Consider the following 17,152-nt stretch of genomic DNA (forward strand, 5'->3'; position numbering starts at 1 on the left):
ATACCCAAGTGGTCGGCGTTAACCGTCCTTCTCGATTTCACAGAGTAGCGGATGCTGGCTTTCGCGTGCGTACTGGTTTACCTGCGCCGCCTTGGTCTCGGCAATGTCGCGGGTATAGATGCCGCACACAGCCCGTCCTTCTGTATGGACGGCCAGCATGACCTTGGTCGCCAATTCGCGATTCAAGTTAAAAAACGCCTCAAGGATTTCGACAACAAAATCCATGGGAGTGTAGTCATCATTAAACAAAACCACCTTGTACATCGGCGGCGCCTGAAGCGCAGGCTTAGCCTCTTGCACAGCCAAGCCAGCGGAATCTTCGTCATCAAAATCCGGATGATCCTGATTGAATGTTAGTCGAGTCTGGCTGATTGCATGCATGGAAAAAAGGTTCGTCGTAGGTTGTACAGATACAGTGATGGAGGCACACGTCTCAAATTTCAACCGCGCCGCCGCGTGACCTTGACTATCGGTAAAACGGTGTTACAACCATTAGTGCCCACAGTGGGAAAAATGGTCCGCACAGTCAACCATAATTACTGGTTTCTGTGCGAGTGAACTGGATGATACTCCAGTGATGGAGTTGTTTGCAGCAGAGGGATATGAGTATGCAAGGCAAGGTCAAGTGGTTCAACAACGCGAAAGGCTTTGGCTTTATTAATACGCAGGCCAAGGAAGGCATCGATGAACACGGAAACCCAATCGACTTTTTTGCACATTTTTCAGCAATCCAGATGGATGGTTACAAGACCCTCAAGGCTGGCCAGCCTGTGAGTTTCGAAATAACCCAGGGCCCCAAGGGCCTGCATGCTGTTGCTATCACCAACGTTCAAGTTCCAGCCAGCGCACAGGCGACTGTGCAAGAGGTGACGAGCCTCTCGGTCTGACCCACTGCAAAAGAAAACCGGCCGATTCAATCATTGAACCGGCCGGTTTTTTTATGCCTGCTCCATCTGGGAGAAAGATGAAGATTGCCGAAAAAACCCGCAAACACGGGCTAAAGCACCAACAATAAGGGCATTTTGACGCAGGGACTTAGACCAATTGATGATTCGTGATAGGCCGCCCCCCTCGCAGCAACCTTAGTGACCTATGTATACTGCGCCGGTGACCACGGAGTCACAGTGAAACACCTACTGGAATGAGTCTTTCAGGCCTAGAAAGGCTGAGCCGTTACCCCGGTTCGACCGCTTGACGCTCTACTGATGCATTCAATCACCGCGAAGAACCTCGACTTTCGGCTCATTGTTCACTGTGAACGAAAGCGCCTACCCTGCGCATCTCGAGTATCTGAGCACGCTCAGCAAAGAAGAGAGTTAATCCGAAATGCCCAACCGTTCGAAGATCATCTACACCTTCACCGACGAAGCTCCGGCGCTCGCCACCTATTCACTGCTGCCTATCATCGAGGCGTTTACCGCCAGCGCCGATATCGCCGTTGAAACGCGCGACATCTCTCTGGCAGGCCGCATCCTCTCAAGCTTCCCCGAGCAATTGGGTGACAAGGCTGTAGCAGACCACCTCGCCGAACTGGGCGCCCTGGCCGTTACTCCTGAAGCCAACATCATCAAGCTGCCTAACATCAGCGCCTCGGTCCCGCAATTGCAGGCCGCGATCAAGGAACTGCAAGCGCAGGGCTTTGATATCCCGGATTACCCGGAAACCGTGACCACTGACGCTGACAAAGAAGTCAAAGCGCGTTACAGCAAAGTCATGGGCAGCGCCGTAAACCCGGTTCTGCGCGAAGGCAACTCTGACCGCCGCGCACCGCTGTCGGTCAAGAACTACGCTCGCAAGCACCCGCACAAAATGGGCGCCTGGGCGAAAGACTCCAAGTCCCACGTCGCTCACATGAGCGAAGGCGACTTCTACGCCAGCGAAAAAGCCGCCCTGATCGAAGCACCGGGCAGCGTTAAAATCGAACTGATCGCTCAAGACGGCACCACCACCGTCCTGAAAGAAAAAACCGCCGTCCAGGCCGGTGAGATCATCGACTGCTCCGTCATGAGCAAAAAAGCCCTGCGCCAGTTCGTAGCGGCCGAAATCGAAGACGCCAAGAAACAGGGCGTACTGTTCTCGGTTCACTTGAAAGCCACCATGATGAAGGTCTCCGACCCGATCATGTTTGGTCAGATCGTGGCTGAGTTCTACAAGGATGCGCTGGAAAAACACGCCGACGTCCTGAAAGAAATCGGTTTCAACCTGAACAACGGTATCGGCGACCTGTACGCCCGCATCAAGGCGCTGCCAGCCGAGAAGCAAGCTGAAATCGAAGCCGACATCGAAGCCGTGTACGCCAACCGCCCTGCGCTGGCCATGGTCAACTCCGACAAAGGCATCACCAACCTGCACGTGCCGAGCGACGTTATCGTCGACGCCTCGATGCCGGCCATGATTCGTGATTCCGGCAAAATGTGGAACACCGAAGGCCAGTTGCAAGACACCAAGGCCGTGATCCCGGATCGCTGCTACGCCACCATCTACCAGGCGACCATCGAAGACTGCAAGCAACACGGCGCCTTCGATCCGACCACCATGGGCAGCGTGCCAAACGTTGGCCTGATGGCGCAAAAAGCCGAAGAATACGGTTCCCACGACAAGACCTTCCAGATCAAGACCCCGGGCGTTGTACGGGTAACTGACAGCAACGGCAACGTGCTGATGGAACAGAACGTCGAAGAAGGCGATATCTGGCGCATGTGCCAGGCCAAAGACGCGCCGATCCGCGACTGGGTCAAACTGGCCGTCAACCGCGCCCGCGCCAGCAACACCCCGGCCGTGTTCTGGCTTGATCCAAAGCGTAGCCACGACGCTGAAATGATCAAAAAGGTAGAAACCTACCTGAAGGATCACGACACCAGCGGCCTGGACATCCGCATCATGGCCCCGGTAGACGCCATGAAGTTCACCCTGGAGCGCACCCGCAAGGGTCTGGACACCATCTCGGTAACCGGCAACGTTCTGCGTGACTACCTGACCGACCTGTTCCCGATCATGGAACTGGGCACCAGCGCCAAGATGCTGTCGATCGTTCCGCTGATGAATGGCGGCGGTCTGTTCGAAACCGGCGCAGGCGGTTCGGCCCCCAAGCACGTTCAACAGCTGCTGGAAGAAAACTTCCTGCGCTGGGACTCGCTGGGTGAATTCCTGGCACTGGCTGCCTCCCTGGAGCACCTGGGCACGACCTACAACAACCCGAAAGCGTTGGTGTTGGCCAAGACCCTGGACCAGGCTACCGGCCAGTTCCTCGACAACAACAAATCGCCATCGCGCAAAGTCGGCAACATCGACAACCGCGGTAGCCACTTCTACCTGGCGCTGTACTGGGCTCAGGCCCTGGCTGCCCAGACTGAAGACAAAGAGTTGCAAGCCCAGTTTGCTCCAGTAGCAAAAGCCATGGCCGAGAACGAGGCAAAAATCGTTGCCGAACTCAACGCCGTGCAGGGCAAGCCTGTCGATATCGGTGGCTACTACCACGCCGATGCCGACAAGGTCAGCAAAGTAATGCGCCCTAGCGCCACGCTGAACGCGATCATCGCCTCACTGGTGTAAGAGCAACAGGCAACACCACAGACCCCGGCCCACGACGCCGGGGTTTGTGTTTTTACGGTGCTCGCAACCCTGTAGTCGCTGCCGAAGGCTGCGATCGACGGCGAAGCCGGCGTAAAATCAACGCATGCGATCTCTCGGTCAAACTCTTTACACGGCATAACGATTTCTTCGCAACCGAACGCAGCCTTCGGCAGCGACTACAACATCTCACCCCCAAGGAGTGAACACTATGGAATGGAAACCCCACATCACCGTCGCCACTGTCGTCGAAGACAATGGCCGCTTCCTGATGGTTGAAGAGCTCAAGCGCGACCTCGCCGTGCTCAACCAACCGGCCGGGCATCTGGACCCGAACGAAAGCCTGATCGAGGCCGCCATCCGCGAAACCCTCGAAGAAACCGGTTACGACGTCGAACTGACCGGCGTGATCGGCATTTATCTGTATACCGCCCCCAGCAATGGCGTGACCTACCAGCGTATCTGCTTTGCCGGCAAGGCCATCAAGCACCACCCCGAATACCAACTGGACACGGGCATTATCGGCCCGCTGTGGCTGACCCGCGACGAGCTGATAGCCCAGCGTGAACGCTGGCGCAGCGAGCTTACCCTGCAGTGCATCGACGATTATCTGGACGGTAAACTGTTCGACCTGACGTTAATCCGCCCTTCGGTTTAGCCTTGAGCGCTCGGGCCTGCTAGAATCGCGTCCTTTTTCAAGACACTCATTGAAACCTTATGCGTGATCCAGCCCTAGTCGCCCCCGAAAAGCAGCGCGTCATCGTCGGCATGTCCGGCGGTGTCGATTCTTCCGTTTCCGCCGTTCTGCTCATGGAGCAGGGCTACCAGGTGGAAGGCCTGTTCATGAAGAACTGGGAGGAAGACGACGGAACTGATTACTGCACCGCCATGGATGATCTGGCAGACGCCCAGGCCGTGTGCGACAAAATTGGCATCAAGCTGCACACCGCCAATTTTGCTGCCGAGTACTGGGACAACGTGTTTGAGCACTTCCTGGCCGAATACAAGGCCGGTCGCACGCCGAACCCGGACATCCTGTGCAACCGCGAAATCAAGTTCAAGGCGTTCCTCGACTACGCCGTAATGCTCGGTGCCGACTTGATCGCCACCGGCCATTACGTGCGCCGTCGCGACATCGATGGCCGCACCGAACTGCTCAAGGGCCTGGACCCTAACAAGGACCAAAGCTACTTCCTGCACGCCGTTGGCGGCGAGCAAATCGCCAAGACCCTGTTTCCGGTCGGCGAACTGGAAAAACCCGAAGTGCGCAGGATCGCTGAAAAGCACGATCTGGCCACCGCGAAGAAAAAAGACTCCACCGGGATCTGCTTTATCGGCGAGCGCCGCTTCAGCGACTTCCTCAAGCAATACCTGCCGGCGCAGCCTGGCGAGATCAAAAATACCGAAGGTGAAGTGATCGGCCGCCACCACGGCCTGATGTATCACACCATCGGCCAGCGCCAGGGCCTGGGCATTGGCGGCCTTAAAGACGCCAGCGACGAGCCGTGGTACGTGCTGATCAAGGACCTGGAACACAACGAACTGATCGTTGGCCAAGGCAATGATCACCCGTGGCTGTTCTCCGGCGCCCTGCTCGCCTCCGAAATCTACTGGGTCAACCCGATCGACCTGAGCACCCCGCTGCGCCTGACAGCCAAGGTTCGCTATCGCCAAAGCGATCAACCCTGCACCCTGGAAAAAACCGCTACGGGATATCGCGCGACCTTCGACGACCCGCAACGGGCGGTCACTCCCGGCCAGTCCGTGGTGTTTTATGACGGCGAAGTCTGCCTGGGCGGCGGTGTGATCGAAGTGGCCGAGCCATGGTCCAGCAAGGGCAACCGGACATGAACGCCACTCAGGAGCAACTGGTAGCCCTGGGGGGCGTGTTTTTGGCCGCCGTGCTGGTGGACAAGATCGCCAAGACCGGACAGGTCAGCGAGGCCGACCTGAGCTGCATGCTCGGCAGCCTGCTGGTGCGCGACCCCAAGGACACGCTTGAAGTGTTTGGCGGTGACGACATCAACCTGCGAGAAGGCTATCGAGCCCTGATTGGCGCCCTTGAGCGCGACCCCAACACCCTGCAGCGCGAACCCCTGCGCTACGCGTTGTCGATGCTGGGCCTTGAACGCCAACTGGCCAAGCGCAATGACATGCTGGAACTGATCGGCAAACGCCTGCCGCAGATCCAGTCCCAGGTCGAGCACTTCGGCCCGGCCCACGAAAACGTGGTGGCCGCCTGTGGCGCGCTGTACCAGGACACCCTGAGCACTTTGCGTCAGCGAATCCAGGTACACGGCGACATGCGCAACCTGCAACAACCGAACAACGCATCAAAAATTCGCGCCCTGCTGCTGGCCGGTATCCGCTCAGCGCGGCTTTGGCGTCAATTGGGTGGCCACCGCTGGCAGCTGGTCATCAGCCGCCGCAAGCTGCTCAAAGAGCTTTATCCGATGCTGCGCGGCAACTGAAGCACGCCAGCTGGCACAGGTTTGAAAATCGATACGCGTATGACGCCGGTCACTTGGCAACGGACCGGCCGTTTTTTCATGTATGATACGCGCCCCATTTCGTTGCCCGACTGTCCGAGAACACCCCATGAAGCTTTCTTCGCTCACTGCGGTTTCCCCTGTTGACGGCCGCTACGCCGGCAAAACCCAGGCCCTGCGCCCAATTTTCAGCGAATACGGCTTGATCCGTGCTCGCGTCCTGGTTGAAGTTCGCTGGCTCCAGCGCCTGGCTGCTCACGCTGCCATCCCTGAAGTCCCGGCTTTTTCCGAGCAAGCCAACGCCGTTCTGAATGAACTGGCCGAAAACTTCTCCCTGGAACACGCCGAGCGCGCCAAAGAGATCGAGCGCACCACCAACCACGACGTCAAAGCCATTGAGTACCTGCTCAAGGAACAGGCTGCCAAGCTGCCTGAACTGGCCAACGTCAGTGAGTTCATCCACTTTGCCTGCACCAGCGAGGACATCAACAACCTGTCCCACGCCCTGATGCTGCGCGAAGGCCGTGATGACGTGATGCTGCCGCTGATGCGTCAAACCGCCCAGGCCATCCGCGAACTGGCCATCAAGTTCGCTGACGTGCCCATGCTGTCGCGCACCCACGGCCAACCGGCTTCGCCGACCACCCTGGGCAAAGAACTGGCCAACGTGGTTTACCGCCTGGAGCGTCAGATCGCTCAGGTTGCAGCCGTACCGCTGCTGGGCAAAATCAACGGCGCCGTAGGTAACTACAACGCCCACCTGTCGGCTTACCCGCAGATCGACTGGGAAGAAAACGCCCGCGCCTTTATCGAAGACGAACTGGGCCTGGGCTTCAACCCGTACACCACCCAGATCGAACCGCACGACTACATCGCCGAGCTGTTCGATGCAATCGCCCGCTTCAACACCATCCTGATCGACTTCGATCGCGATATCTGGGGCTACATCTCCCTGGGCTACTTCAAGCAGCGCACCATTGCCGGCGAAATCGGTTCCTCGACCATGCCACACAAGGTCAACCCGATCGACTTCGAAAACTCCGAAGGCAACCTGGGTATCGCCAACGCCCTGTTCCAGCATTTGGCCAGCAAGTTGCCAATTTCCCGCTGGCAGCGTGACCTGACCGACTCCACCGTACTACGCAACCTCGGCGTGGGCTTTGCCCATAGCGTGATCGCGTACGAAGCCAGCCTCAAAGGCATCAGCAAGCTTGAGCTTAACGCTCAGAAAATCGCTGCTGACCTGGACGGTTGCTGGGAAGTCCTGGCTGAGCCGATCCAGACCGTAATGCGCCGCTACAACATCGAAAACCCGTACGAGAAGCTCAAAGAGCTGACCCGCGGCAAGGGCATCAGCCCTGAAGCACTGCAAACTTTCATTGACGGCCTTGAAATGCCGGAAGCGGCCAAAGCCGAGCTGAAACTGCTGACCCCTGCCAACTACATTGGCAACGCGGTCGAGCAAGCCAAGCGCATCTGATCGCTGCAACGACCTATTAACGCCCGGCCGTGCCGGGCGTTTTTATTCCCGATTACAAAGTGCATTTTTTCAATAGGTTACACATGAATCCTGATATTCCTCTTCAACTTCTGGGCGGCATCACTGCACGCGAGTTCATGCGCGACTACTGGCAGAAAAAACCGCTGCTGGTCCGTCAGGCCATTCCTGACTTCGAAAGCCCGATCGACGCCGACGAACTGGCCGGTCTGGCCCTTGAAGAAGAAGTCGAATCGCGCCTGATCATCGAACACGGCGAGCGCCCATGGGAATTGCGCCGCGGCCCGTTCGCTGAAGACGAATTCGGCAAACTGCCTGAGCGCGAATGGACCCTGCTGGTGCAAGCGGTCGACCAGTTCGTACCTGAAGTCAACGAGCTGCTGGAAAACTTCCGTTTCCTGCCTAGCTGGCGCATCGACGACGTCATGATCAGCTACGCCGCCCCAGGTGGCAGCGTGGGCCCGCACTTTGACAACTACGATGTGTTCCTGCTGCAAGGCCACGGCCAGCGTCACTGGCAGATCGGCCAGATGTGCGACTCCGAGAGCAAGCTGCTGGAGCACGCCGACCTGCGCATCCTGGCCGACTTCCAGGCCACCGACGAGTGGACCCTGGAGCCCGGCGACATGCTCTACCTGCCGCCGCGCCTGGCCCACTGCGGCGTCGCCGTGGACGACTGCCTGACCTACTCGGTGGGCTTCCGCGCGCCGAGCGCCGCTGAAGTGCTGACCCACTTCACCGACTTCCTCAGCCAGTACCTGCCGGACGAAGACCGCTACACCGACGCCGACGCGCAGCCGGCCAGCGACCCGCACCAGATCCAGCACGACGCCTTGGGCCGCCTCAAGAGCCTGCTGACCGAGCACATGAGCGACGAGCGCATGCTGCTGACCTGGTTCGGCCAGTTCATGACCGAGCCACGTTATCCGGAACTCGTGGTCGGCCCTGAACTCGAAGAAGAAGACCTGCTGGGCAGCCTGGAACAGGGCGCGATCCTGATCCGCAACCCGAGCGCCCGCCTGGCCTGGTCCGAAGTCGATGAGGACCTGCTGCTGTTCGCCAGCGGCCAGAGCCGCCTGCTGCCGGGCAAGCTGCGCGAGCTGCTGAAAATGATTTGTGCCGCCGATGCGCTGCACAGTGACAACCTCGGCACATGGCTGGCCGATGAAGATGGACGCAACCTGCTCTGTGAGCTGGTTAAACAAGGAAGCCTGGGGTTCGCTGATGAATAGCATTCACGTACGTGTCGCCGACTGGCAAAAGGACAACGCCGAACTTCGACGCATTCGTGAGGCGGTGTTTATTGCCGAACAATCTGTACCTCCAGAACTGGAGTGGGATGCAGACGATGCCGATGCAGTGCATTTTCTGGCCTATGAAGGCGACTTTCCGATTGGCACCGCCCGGCTGCTGCCGGACGGCCATATCGGCCGCGTGTCAGTCCTCAAGGACTGGCGCGGCCTGAAAGTCGGCGACGCGTTGATGCAAGCCACGATCGAGGAAGCTGAAAAACGCGGCCTCAAGCAGCAAATGCTCAGCGCACAAGTGCATGCCACGCCGTTCTATGAGCGCCTGGGCTTCAAGATTGTCAGCGACGAATTCCTGGAAGCAGGGATTCCCCACGTTGATATGGTGCGCGGGAGCTGATCATCACGCCCCCCCACAAGAACCAGGCAACCCCAAAACGCCCTGCCATCCCCGGATCGCAGGGCGTTTTGCTATCTGCCACACTCTTCCCATCGCCCTCTCGAGCACCGCGGAGAAAACACAGATGCCACTACGCCCTTTTATCGCCAGTCTGCTGCTGATAGTCAGCGCCAGCGCGATCGCCGAAACCCAGGTCATTACCCTGCAAAACCGCACCAGCGCCAGCCTGCTGCCGATAGCCCGGGACTATATCGGCATCACCGGAAAAGTCAGCGCCTACGGCAATCAACTGATCGTCGACGCCCCGGCAGCGAGAATCCAGAGCCTGCAGGAGCTGCTGGCCAAGCTCGACAAGCCGGCCCGGCGCTTGCTGATCAGTGTTGATACCAGCGATAACAGCCCGCCCGACAGCAATGCCCGGGTCTACAGCACCGCCAGCCGGGAAGGTGGCACCCAACAGATTCAAGCCACAGAAGGCGTACCCGCCCTGATCCAGACGGGCAGCACCGTGCCGCTGACCAGCAGCCAGACCGATGCCTATGGCCGCATGCTGAGCCAGACCGATTACCGCGATGTAACCCGCGGGTTTTACGTCACCGCCAACGTCACGGGAAATACCGTACATCTGGCCATCCGTACAAATCGTGACCGAATGAGCCAGGAGCGTTCTGATGTAGTGGAAACACAAAGTACCGACACAGAAGTCAGCGCCCCCCTGGGCCAATGGATAACCCTGGCCGGCATCAGCGGCCGCAATATATCCCGCCAACCGCCCACAACCCGCACCTACGCTACTCAAAGCCGGGATGACATGACTGTACGAGTGAAAGTCGACGCACTCGACCAAAAGGGCCAAAACTGACTGACGAGTCGTTTTTCCGCAATTATGTAGTGTTATGAAAAAAGCACTACAAAACATTTGACGCCTCAAAAATGCAAGGGCATGATGGCCCCGCTCCCGCTGATCAGAGGCCCTGCAAAGGCCCTGGGGCCAGTACCGCCCATAGCGAGCAGCCATTCACGCACTCACTTCAAACAACATTGTTGTGTGCCTGGTGGAGCAACCATTTTTCAACCCAGACCTATGCGACGAGGTTTATCTCCATGGCACTGACACGCGAACAGCAAATTGCAGCCCTTGAAAAAGACTGGGCCGAAAACCCACGCTGGAAAGGCGTGACTCGCGATTACTCCGCTGCTGACGTGGTCCGCCTGCGCGGCTCGGTTCAACCCGAGCACACCTTTGCAAAAATGGGTGCCGACAAGCTGTGGAAACTGGTGACACAGGGCGCACACCCGTCCTTCCGTCCTGAGAAAGATTTCGTCAACTGCATGGGCGCCCTGACCGGGGGCCAAGCGGTTCAACAGGTTAAAGCCGGTATCCAGGCTATTTACCTGTCGGGTTGGCAAGTGGCGGCAGACAACAACTCTGCCGAATCCATGTACCCGGATCAGTCGCTGTACCCGGTGGACTCCGTTCCAACCGTGGTCAAGCGCATCAACAACTCGTTCCGCCGCGCCGACCAGATCCAGTGGAAAGCCGGTAAAAACCCGGGCGACCAGGGCTATATCGACTACTTCGCACCGATCGTGGCAGACGCTGAAGCCGGTTTCGGCGGTGTTCTCAACGCTTACGAACTGATGAAAAGCATGATCGAGGCAGGCGCCGCAGGCGTTCACTTCGAAGATCAGCTGGCCTCGGTTAAAAAATGCGGGCACATGGGCGGCAAGGTACTGGTACCGACCCAGGAAGCTGTGCAAAAGCTGACCGCTGCTCGTCTGGCCGCCGACGTTGCAGGCACACCGACGATCATTCTGGCCCGCACCGACGCCAACGCCGCCGACCTGCTGACCTCTGATTGCGACCCGTACGATCAGCCGTTCGTAACCGGTGAACGCACCAAGGAAGGCTTCTACAAAGTACGCGCCGGCCTGGATCAAGCCATCGCTCGCGGCCTGGCGTATGCGCCTTATGCCGACCTGATCTGGTGCGAAACTGCAAAGCCTGACCTGGACGAAGCCCGTCGCTTTGCCGAAGCGATCAAAAAGGAATACCCGGACCAACTGCTGTCGTACAACTGCTCGCCTTCCTTCAACTGGAAGAAAAACCTGGACGACGCGACCATCGCCAAGTTCCAGCGCGAACTGTCGGCAATGGGCTACAAGCACCAGTTCATCACCCTGGCGGGCATCCACAACATGTGGCACAGCATGTTCAACCTGGCGCACGACTACGCCCGCAACGACATGACTGCCTACGTAAAACTGCAAGAGCAGGAATTCGCTGACGCCGCCAAGGGTTACACCTTTGTGGCTCACCAGCAGGAAGTGGGCACCGGCTACTTCGACGACATGACCACCGTGATCCAGGGTGGCTCGTCTTCGGTCACTGCCCTGACCGGTTCGACTGAAGAAGAACAGTTCCACTGATAGTGGAACCACGGCCATTGCCCGGCTCGTAAAGCAAAAACGCAATGCCTCGCACATGACGCCCCGACTGGCTCGGGGCGTTTTTTTGCCTGCTAACTCCCATTACCACCACCAAACACCAAACACCAAACGTAGTCGCTGCCGAGGAACGAAGGCTGCGAGCTTTTGATTTTCATGGCGGCATATAAACAGCTCGCAGCCTTCGTTCCTCGGCAGCGACTACGGGATCAGAAAGGTGAGTTGGATCAGAAGAATCAGGAATCAGGCCCATCCGACAAAACCCTGACCCAGATCCATAACCGAAAACAGAAACCGGGTTAAAAAGCCAAGTTCAAAACTTGCGAAGTGCGCTTATATAAGCCAACTTCAACCGGTACAAAGCACCGCGTCGCACTTAAACAATATTGATTATCATTTAGAGTTGCTGTTGTTGATTACCGGCGCTGTAAAACATAATCAACAAAACTCGCTGTAATGCCCGTGCCACAAGGCTTACAGCACATTCCAGGAAGGCCATACCACTAAAGGACTGAATTAATTCATCTTAGAAAATTTACTTGCTGGGTGTTTAGCCATAAAATCCCGGCAATCAATAGCACTGCGACATAACGTCACTGCTTTATTACCTTTTTAAGCTCAGAGACCTTTGCTCTCTGTTAAGGATTTCCAGCATGCCCGAAGCGACAGGACTCATAGCCCACAACTGGGGCTTTGCCATTTTCCTTCTCGGCGTTGTCGGCCTCTGCGCCTTCATGCTCGGTGTCTCCAGCCTCCTCGGGTCAAAAGCCTGGGGTCGCAGCAAAAACGAACCGTTCGAGTCCGGCATGCTACCCACCGGTGGCGCCCGCTTGCGGCTCTCAGCCAAATTCTATCTGGTCGCGATGCTGTTCGTGATCTTCGATATCGAAGCCCTCTATCTCTTTGCATGGTCTGTGTCTGTTCGCGAAAGCGGCTGGACCGGATTCGTCGAAGCTCTCGTTTTCATAGCAATTCTGTTGGCAGGCCTTGTCTACCTATTTCGGGTGGGTGCTCTTGATTGGGCACCGGAAGCTCGTCGTAAGCGGCAGGCCAAGCTGAAACAATGAGGCTTTGGCAATGCAATACGAACTCACCAGGATCGACCCGGATGCTCCTAACGAGCAATACCCGATCGGCACACGGGAAACCGTTGCCGATCCGTTAGAAGATCAAGTCCACAAAAACATCTTCATGGGCAAGCTGGAAGACGTGCTGAACGGCACGGTCAACTGGGGGCGTAAAAACTCCCTGTGGCCGTACAACTTCGGCCTGTCCTGCTGCTACGTGGAAATGACTACCGCCTTCACGGCGCCCCACGACATCGCACGCTTTGGCGCCGAAGTTATCCGGGCATCGCCGCGTCAGGCGGATTTCATGGTTATTGCCGGTACCTGCTTCATCAAGATGGCGCCGATCATTCAGCGTCTCTATGAGCAAATGCTTGAGCCTAAGTGGGTTATTTCCATGGGTTCTTGCGCCAACTCCGGTGGCATGTACGACATCTACTCCGTGGTTCAAGGGGTCGACAAGTTCCTGCCCGTGGACGTTTACGTGCCAGGCTGCCCACCCCGCCCTGAGGCTTTTCTGCAAGGTTTGATGCTCTTGCAAGAGTCGATTGGCCAGGAGCGTCGCCCACTTTCCTGGGTTGTCGGCGAGCAAGGCGTTTACCGCGCCGAGATGCCGTCCCAAAAGGAACAGCGCCGTGAACAGCGTATTCAGGTAACCAACCTGCGCAGCCCCGACGAAGTCTGATCCAGCACCGTTTCTATCAATAGAACGAAACCCTGGCTTCATTCTTTACGTTGACCGAAAGCGATAAAAAAACCATGACTACAGGCTCCGCTCTGTACATCCCGCCTTACAAGGCTGACGACCAAGATGTGGTTGTCGAACTCAATACCCGCTTTGGCCCTGAGGCGTTCACCGCCCAGGCCACGCGCACCGGCATGCCGGTGCTTTGGGTTACCCGCGCAAAACTGGTTGAAGTCCTGACCTTCCTGCGCAACCTGCCAAAACCTTACGTCATGCTCTATGACCTGCACGGTGTAGACGAACGTCTGCGTACCAAGCGTCAGGGCCTGCCATCGGGTGCGGACTTCACCGTCTTCTATCACCTGATGTCGCTTGAACGTAATAGTGACGTAATGATCAAGGTCGCCTTGTCCGAGAGCGACCTCAGCGTACCGACCGTGACCGGTATCTGGCCGAACGCCAACTGGTACGAGCGCGAAGTCTGGGACATGTTCGGCATCGACTTCAAAGGCCACCCTCACCTGTCGCGCATCATGATGCCGCCGACCTGGGAAGGTCACCCGCTGCGCAAGGACTTCCCGGCCCGTGCCACCGAGTTCGACCCGTACAGCCTGACCCTGGCCAAGGTGCAACTGGAAGAAGAAGCCGCACGCTTCCGTCCAGAAGACTGGGGCATGAAACGTTCGGGCGAAAACGAGGACTACATGTTCCTCAACCTGGGTCCGAACCACCCTTCGGCCCACGGTGCCTTCCGTATCATCCTGCAGCTGGACGGTGAAGAGATCGTCGACTGCGTGCCAGACGTCGGCTACCACCACCGTGGTGCCGAGAAAATGGCAGAGCGCCAGTCCTGGCACAGCTTCATCCCGTACACCGACCGTATCGACTACCTCGGCGGCGTGATGAACAACCTGCCGTACGTGCTCTCGGTCGAGAAGCTGGCCGGCATCAAGGTTCCGGATCGGGTCGATACCATCCGCATCATGATGGCCGAGTTCTTCCGCATCACCAGCCACCTGCTGTTCCTGGGTACTTACATCCAGGACGTGGGCGCCATGACCCCGGTGTTCTTCACCTTCACCGACCGTCAGCGCGCCTACAAAGTGATCGAAGCCATCACCGGTTTCCGTCTGCACCCGGCCTGGTACCGCATCGGCGGCGTTGCACACGACCTGCCCCGCGGTTGGGAAAAGCTGGTTCAGGAATTCATCGACTGGATGCCAAAGCGCCTGGACGAGTACCAGAAAGCCGCTCTGGACAACAGCATCCTGCGTGGCCGTACCATCGGCGTTGCCGCCTACAACACCAAAGAGGCCCTGGAATGGGGCGTCACCGGTGCTGGCTTGCGTTCGACCGGTTGTGATTTCGACATCCGTAAAGCGCGCCCGTATTCCGGCTACGAGAACTTCGAGTTCGAAGTCCCGCTGGCAGCCAACGGCGATGCCTACGATCGTTGCATCGTGCGTGTCGAAGAAATGCGTCAGAGCCTGAAAATCATCGAGCAGTGCATGCGCAACATGCCGGCAGGCCCGTACAAGGCGGATCACCCGCTGACCACGCCGCCACCTAAAGAGCGCACGCTGCAGCACATCGAGACCTTGATCACGCACTTCCTGCAAGTTTCGTGGGGCCCGGTCATGCCGGCCAACGAATCCTTCCAGATGATCGAAGCGACCAAGGGCATCAACAGTTATTACCTGACGAGCGATGGCGGCACCATGAGCTACCGCACCCGGATTCGTACTCCAAGCTTCCCGCACCTGCAACAGATCCCTTCGGTGATCAAAGGTGAAATGGTCGCGGACTTGATTGCGTACCTGGGTAGTATCGATTTCGTTATGGCCGACGTGGACCGCTAAGCATGAACAGCACGCTTATCCAGACAGACCGTTTCGCCCTGAGCGAAACCGAGCGCTCGGCCATCGAGCACGAGATGCATCACTACGAAGATCCACGCGCAGCGTCGATCGAAGCCCTGAAGATCGTTCAGAAGGAACGCGGCTGGGTGCCGGACGGCGCGATTTACGCCATTGGCGAACTGCTGGGCATCCCTGCCAGCGACGTTGAAGGTGTGGCCACGTTCTACAGCCAGATCTTCCGCCAGCCCGTTGGCCGTCACATCATCCGCGTGTGCGACAGCATGGTCTGCTACATCGGCGGCCACGAATCCGTGGTTGGCGAAATCCAGAACAAGCTGGGCATCGGCCTGGGCCAGACCACTGCGGACGGCCGCTTCACGCTGCTGCCGGTGTGCTGCCTGGGCAACTGCGACAAGGCGCCGGCGTTGATGATCGACGACGACACATTCGGTGACGTGCAGCCTGCTGGCGTCGCCACGTTGCTGGAGGCCTACCCATGAGCCTGACTTCTTTCGGCCCTGCCAACCTGATCAAGCGTTCGGCAGAAACCCACCCCCTGACCTGGCGTCTGCGTGACGACGGCGAGCCGGTGTGGCTCGACGAATACCAGGCCAAGGACGGTTACGCCGCTGCGCGCAAGGCATTCGCTGACATGGCCCAGGACGACATCGTCCAGACCGTGAAAGACGCTGGCCTCAAGGGTCGCGGCGGTGCGGGCTTCCCCACGGGCGTGAAGTGGGGGCTGATGCCAAAAGATGAGTCCATGAACATCCGTTACCTGTTGTGTAACGCCGATGAAATGGAACCCAACACCTGGAAAGACCGCATGCTGATGGAGCAACTGCCCCATCTGCTCATCGAAGGCATGCTGATCAGTGCCCGTGCGCTCAAAACCTACCGCGGCTATATCTTCCTGCGTGGCGAATACACCACGGCTGCAGTGCACCTGCGCCGTGCTGTCGAAGAAGCCAAGGCAGCAGGCCTGCTGGGCAAGAATATTCTGGGCTCGGGGTTTGACTTCGAACTGTTCGTTCACACCGGCGCCGGGCGTTACATCTGCGGCGAAGAAACCGCACTGATCAACTCCCTCGAAGGCCGTCGCGCCAACCCGCGCTCCAAGCCGCCGTTCCCGGCTGCCGTGGGCGTATGGGGCAAGCCGACCTGCGTGAACAACGTTGAAACCCTGTGCAACGTACCGGCCATCATCGGCAACGGCGTTGACTGGTACAAATCCCTCGCCCGCGAAGGCAGCGAAGACCACGGCACCAAGCTGATGGGCTTCTCCGGCAAAGTGAAGAACCCTGGCCTGTGGGAACTGCCGTTCGGCGTGACCGCTCGCGAACTGTTCGAAGACTACGCTGGCGGCATGCGCGACGGCTTCAAGCTCAAGTGCTGGCAGCCAGGTGGCGCCGGTACCGGGTTCCTGCTGCCGGAGCACCTTGACGCACAAATGTACGCCGGTGGTATCGCCAAGGTCGGCACCCGTATGGGTACTGGCCTGGCAATGGCCGTCGACGACAGCGTCAACATGGTCTCCCTGCTGCGCAACATGGAACAGTTCTTCGCTCGCGAATCGTGCGGTTTCTGCACCCCTTGCCGTGATGGTCTGCCGTGGAGCGTCAAGCTCCTGATGGCGATTGAACACGGCGAAGGTCAGCCCGGCGATATCGAGACCCTGCTGGGTCTGGTCGGCTTCCTCGGCCCTGGCAAGACGTTCTGTGCTCACGCACCGGGTGCCGTGGAGCCTTTGGGCAGCGCGATCAAGTATTTCCGTCCAGAGTTCGAAGCCGGCATTGCGCAAGCAAAACCCGGTGTACCGCCTCTGGCACGCCCGATTGTAATCGGCGCGTAACGCTCTGTAGGAGAGCGGTCCGTGCCGCTCTTTGATC

Annotated in this window: 16 protein-coding genes; 15 read left to right on the top strand and 1 reads right to left on the bottom strand. The window is 58.3% G+C overall.

The genetic code is table 11. From position 1 onward, the window contains the following. Positions 1 to 18: 18 nt before the first annotated feature. Complete coding sequence (gene clpS / locus KO536_RS07220) at positions 19 to 381, bottom strand: ATP-dependent Clp protease adapter ClpS (RefSeq protein ID WP_019828502.1); 363 nt, start codon at positions 379 to 381, stop codon at positions 19 to 21. A 227-nt stretch (positions 382 to 608) separates the two neighbouring features. Here clpS and KO536_RS07225 point away from each other — a divergent pair, with 227 nt between their 5' ends. The 15 genes from KO536_RS07225 (at position 609) to nuoF (ending at position 17,115) form a co-directional block, all read left to right on the top strand. Continuing rightward, a complete protein-coding gene (locus tag KO536_RS07225) occupies positions 609 to 887 on the top strand; it encodes a cold shock domain-containing protein (protein ID WP_133078181.1) in 279 nt (92 codons plus the stop codon). A 439-nt stretch (positions 888 to 1,326) separates the two neighbouring features. After that, positions 1,327 to 3,552: an NADP-dependent isocitrate dehydrogenase gene (locus KO536_RS07230; protein ID WP_219261555.1), complete on the top strand. Its 2,226-nt coding sequence runs from the start codon at positions 1,327 to 1,329 to the stop codon at positions 3,550 to 3,552. A gap of 229 nt (positions 3,553 to 3,781) precedes the next feature. Continuing rightward, positions 3,782 to 4,228: an NUDIX hydrolase gene (locus KO536_RS07235; protein ID WP_133078167.1), complete on the top strand. Its 447-nt coding sequence runs from the start codon at positions 3,782 to 3,784 to the stop codon at positions 4,226 to 4,228. 59 nt (positions 4,229 to 4,287) lie between these two features. Further along, positions 4,288 to 5,421, top strand: coding sequence for a tRNA 2-thiouridine(34) synthase MnmA (mnmA, locus tag KO536_RS07240; RefSeq protein ID WP_133078166.1), 1,134 nt, complete (start codon positions 4,288 to 4,290; stop codon positions 5,419 to 5,421). Next, positions 5,418 to 6,041, top strand: a complete 624-nt coding sequence (gene hflD / locus KO536_RS07245) for a high frequency lysogenization protein HflD (RefSeq protein WP_019828508.1) — start codon at positions 5,418 to 5,420, stop codon at positions 6,039 to 6,041. Before mnmA ends, hflD begins: the two co-directional genes overlap by 4 nt. 127 nt (positions 6,042 to 6,168) lie before the next feature. Next, positions 6,169 to 7,539 (top strand): adenylosuccinate lyase, encoded by a 1,371-nt coding sequence (purB, locus tag KO536_RS07250; protein WP_219261556.1) that lies wholly within the window; start codon positions 6,169 to 6,171, stop codon positions 7,537 to 7,539. 83 nt (positions 7,540 to 7,622) lie between these two features. Further along, on the top strand, positions 7,623 to 8,789 hold the full coding sequence (locus KO536_RS07255) for a cupin domain-containing protein (protein ID WP_219261557.1): 1,167 nt from the start codon (positions 7,623 to 7,625) through the stop codon (positions 8,787 to 8,789). After that, positions 8,782 to 9,204, top strand: a complete 423-nt coding sequence (locus KO536_RS07260; protein WP_133078163.1) for a GNAT family N-acetyltransferase — start codon at positions 8,782 to 8,784, stop codon at positions 9,202 to 9,204. Before KO536_RS07255 ends, KO536_RS07260 begins: the two co-directional genes overlap by 8 nt. 124 nt (positions 9,205 to 9,328) lie before the next feature. Beyond that, complete coding sequence (locus KO536_RS07265) at positions 9,329 to 10,066, top strand: secretin N-terminal domain-containing protein (protein WP_219261558.1); 738 nt, start codon at positions 9,329 to 9,331, stop codon at positions 10,064 to 10,066. A gap of 242 nt (positions 10,067 to 10,308) precedes the next feature. Further along, entirely contained in the window at positions 10,309 to 11,634 is a 1,326-nt protein-coding gene (gene aceA, locus KO536_RS07270) for an isocitrate lyase (RefSeq protein ID WP_003446991.1), read from the top strand. Between the two features lie 671 nt (positions 11,635 to 12,305). After that, on the top strand, positions 12,306 to 12,719 hold the full coding sequence (locus KO536_RS07275; RefSeq protein ID WP_048358577.1) for an NADH-quinone oxidoreductase subunit A: 414 nt from the start codon (positions 12,306 to 12,308) through the stop codon (positions 12,717 to 12,719). Between the two features lie 10 nt (positions 12,720 to 12,729). Beyond that, a complete protein-coding gene (locus KO536_RS07280; protein WP_016780200.1) occupies positions 12,730 to 13,404 on the top strand; it encodes an NADH-quinone oxidoreductase subunit B family protein in 675 nt (224 codons plus the stop codon). A gap of 74 nt (positions 13,405 to 13,478) precedes the next feature. Next, positions 13,479 to 15,263, top strand: a complete 1,785-nt coding sequence (gene nuoC / locus KO536_RS07285) for an NADH-quinone oxidoreductase subunit C/D (protein ID WP_019828515.1) — start codon at positions 13,479 to 13,481, stop codon at positions 15,261 to 15,263. 2 nt (positions 15,264 to 15,265) lie between these two features. Next, positions 15,266 to 15,763 carry an NADH-quinone oxidoreductase subunit NuoE gene (gene nuoE, locus KO536_RS07290; protein WP_016780198.1) on the top strand — a complete coding sequence of 166 codons (498 nt, stop codon included), beginning with the start codon at positions 15,266 to 15,268 and terminating at the stop codon, positions 15,761 to 15,763. Next, positions 15,760 to 17,115 carry an NADH-quinone oxidoreductase subunit NuoF gene (gene nuoF / locus KO536_RS07295; protein WP_086796175.1) on the top strand — a complete coding sequence of 452 codons (1,356 nt, stop codon included), beginning with the start codon at positions 15,760 to 15,762 and terminating at the stop codon, positions 17,113 to 17,115. Before nuoE ends, nuoF begins: the two co-directional genes overlap by 4 nt. Positions 17,116 to 17,152 lie beyond the last annotated feature (37 nt).

Source organism: Pseudomonas sp. NKUCC02_KPG, from assembly GCF_019345465.1.
GTDB lineage: Bacteria > Pseudomonadota > Gammaproteobacteria > Pseudomonadales > Pseudomonadaceae > Aquipseudomonas.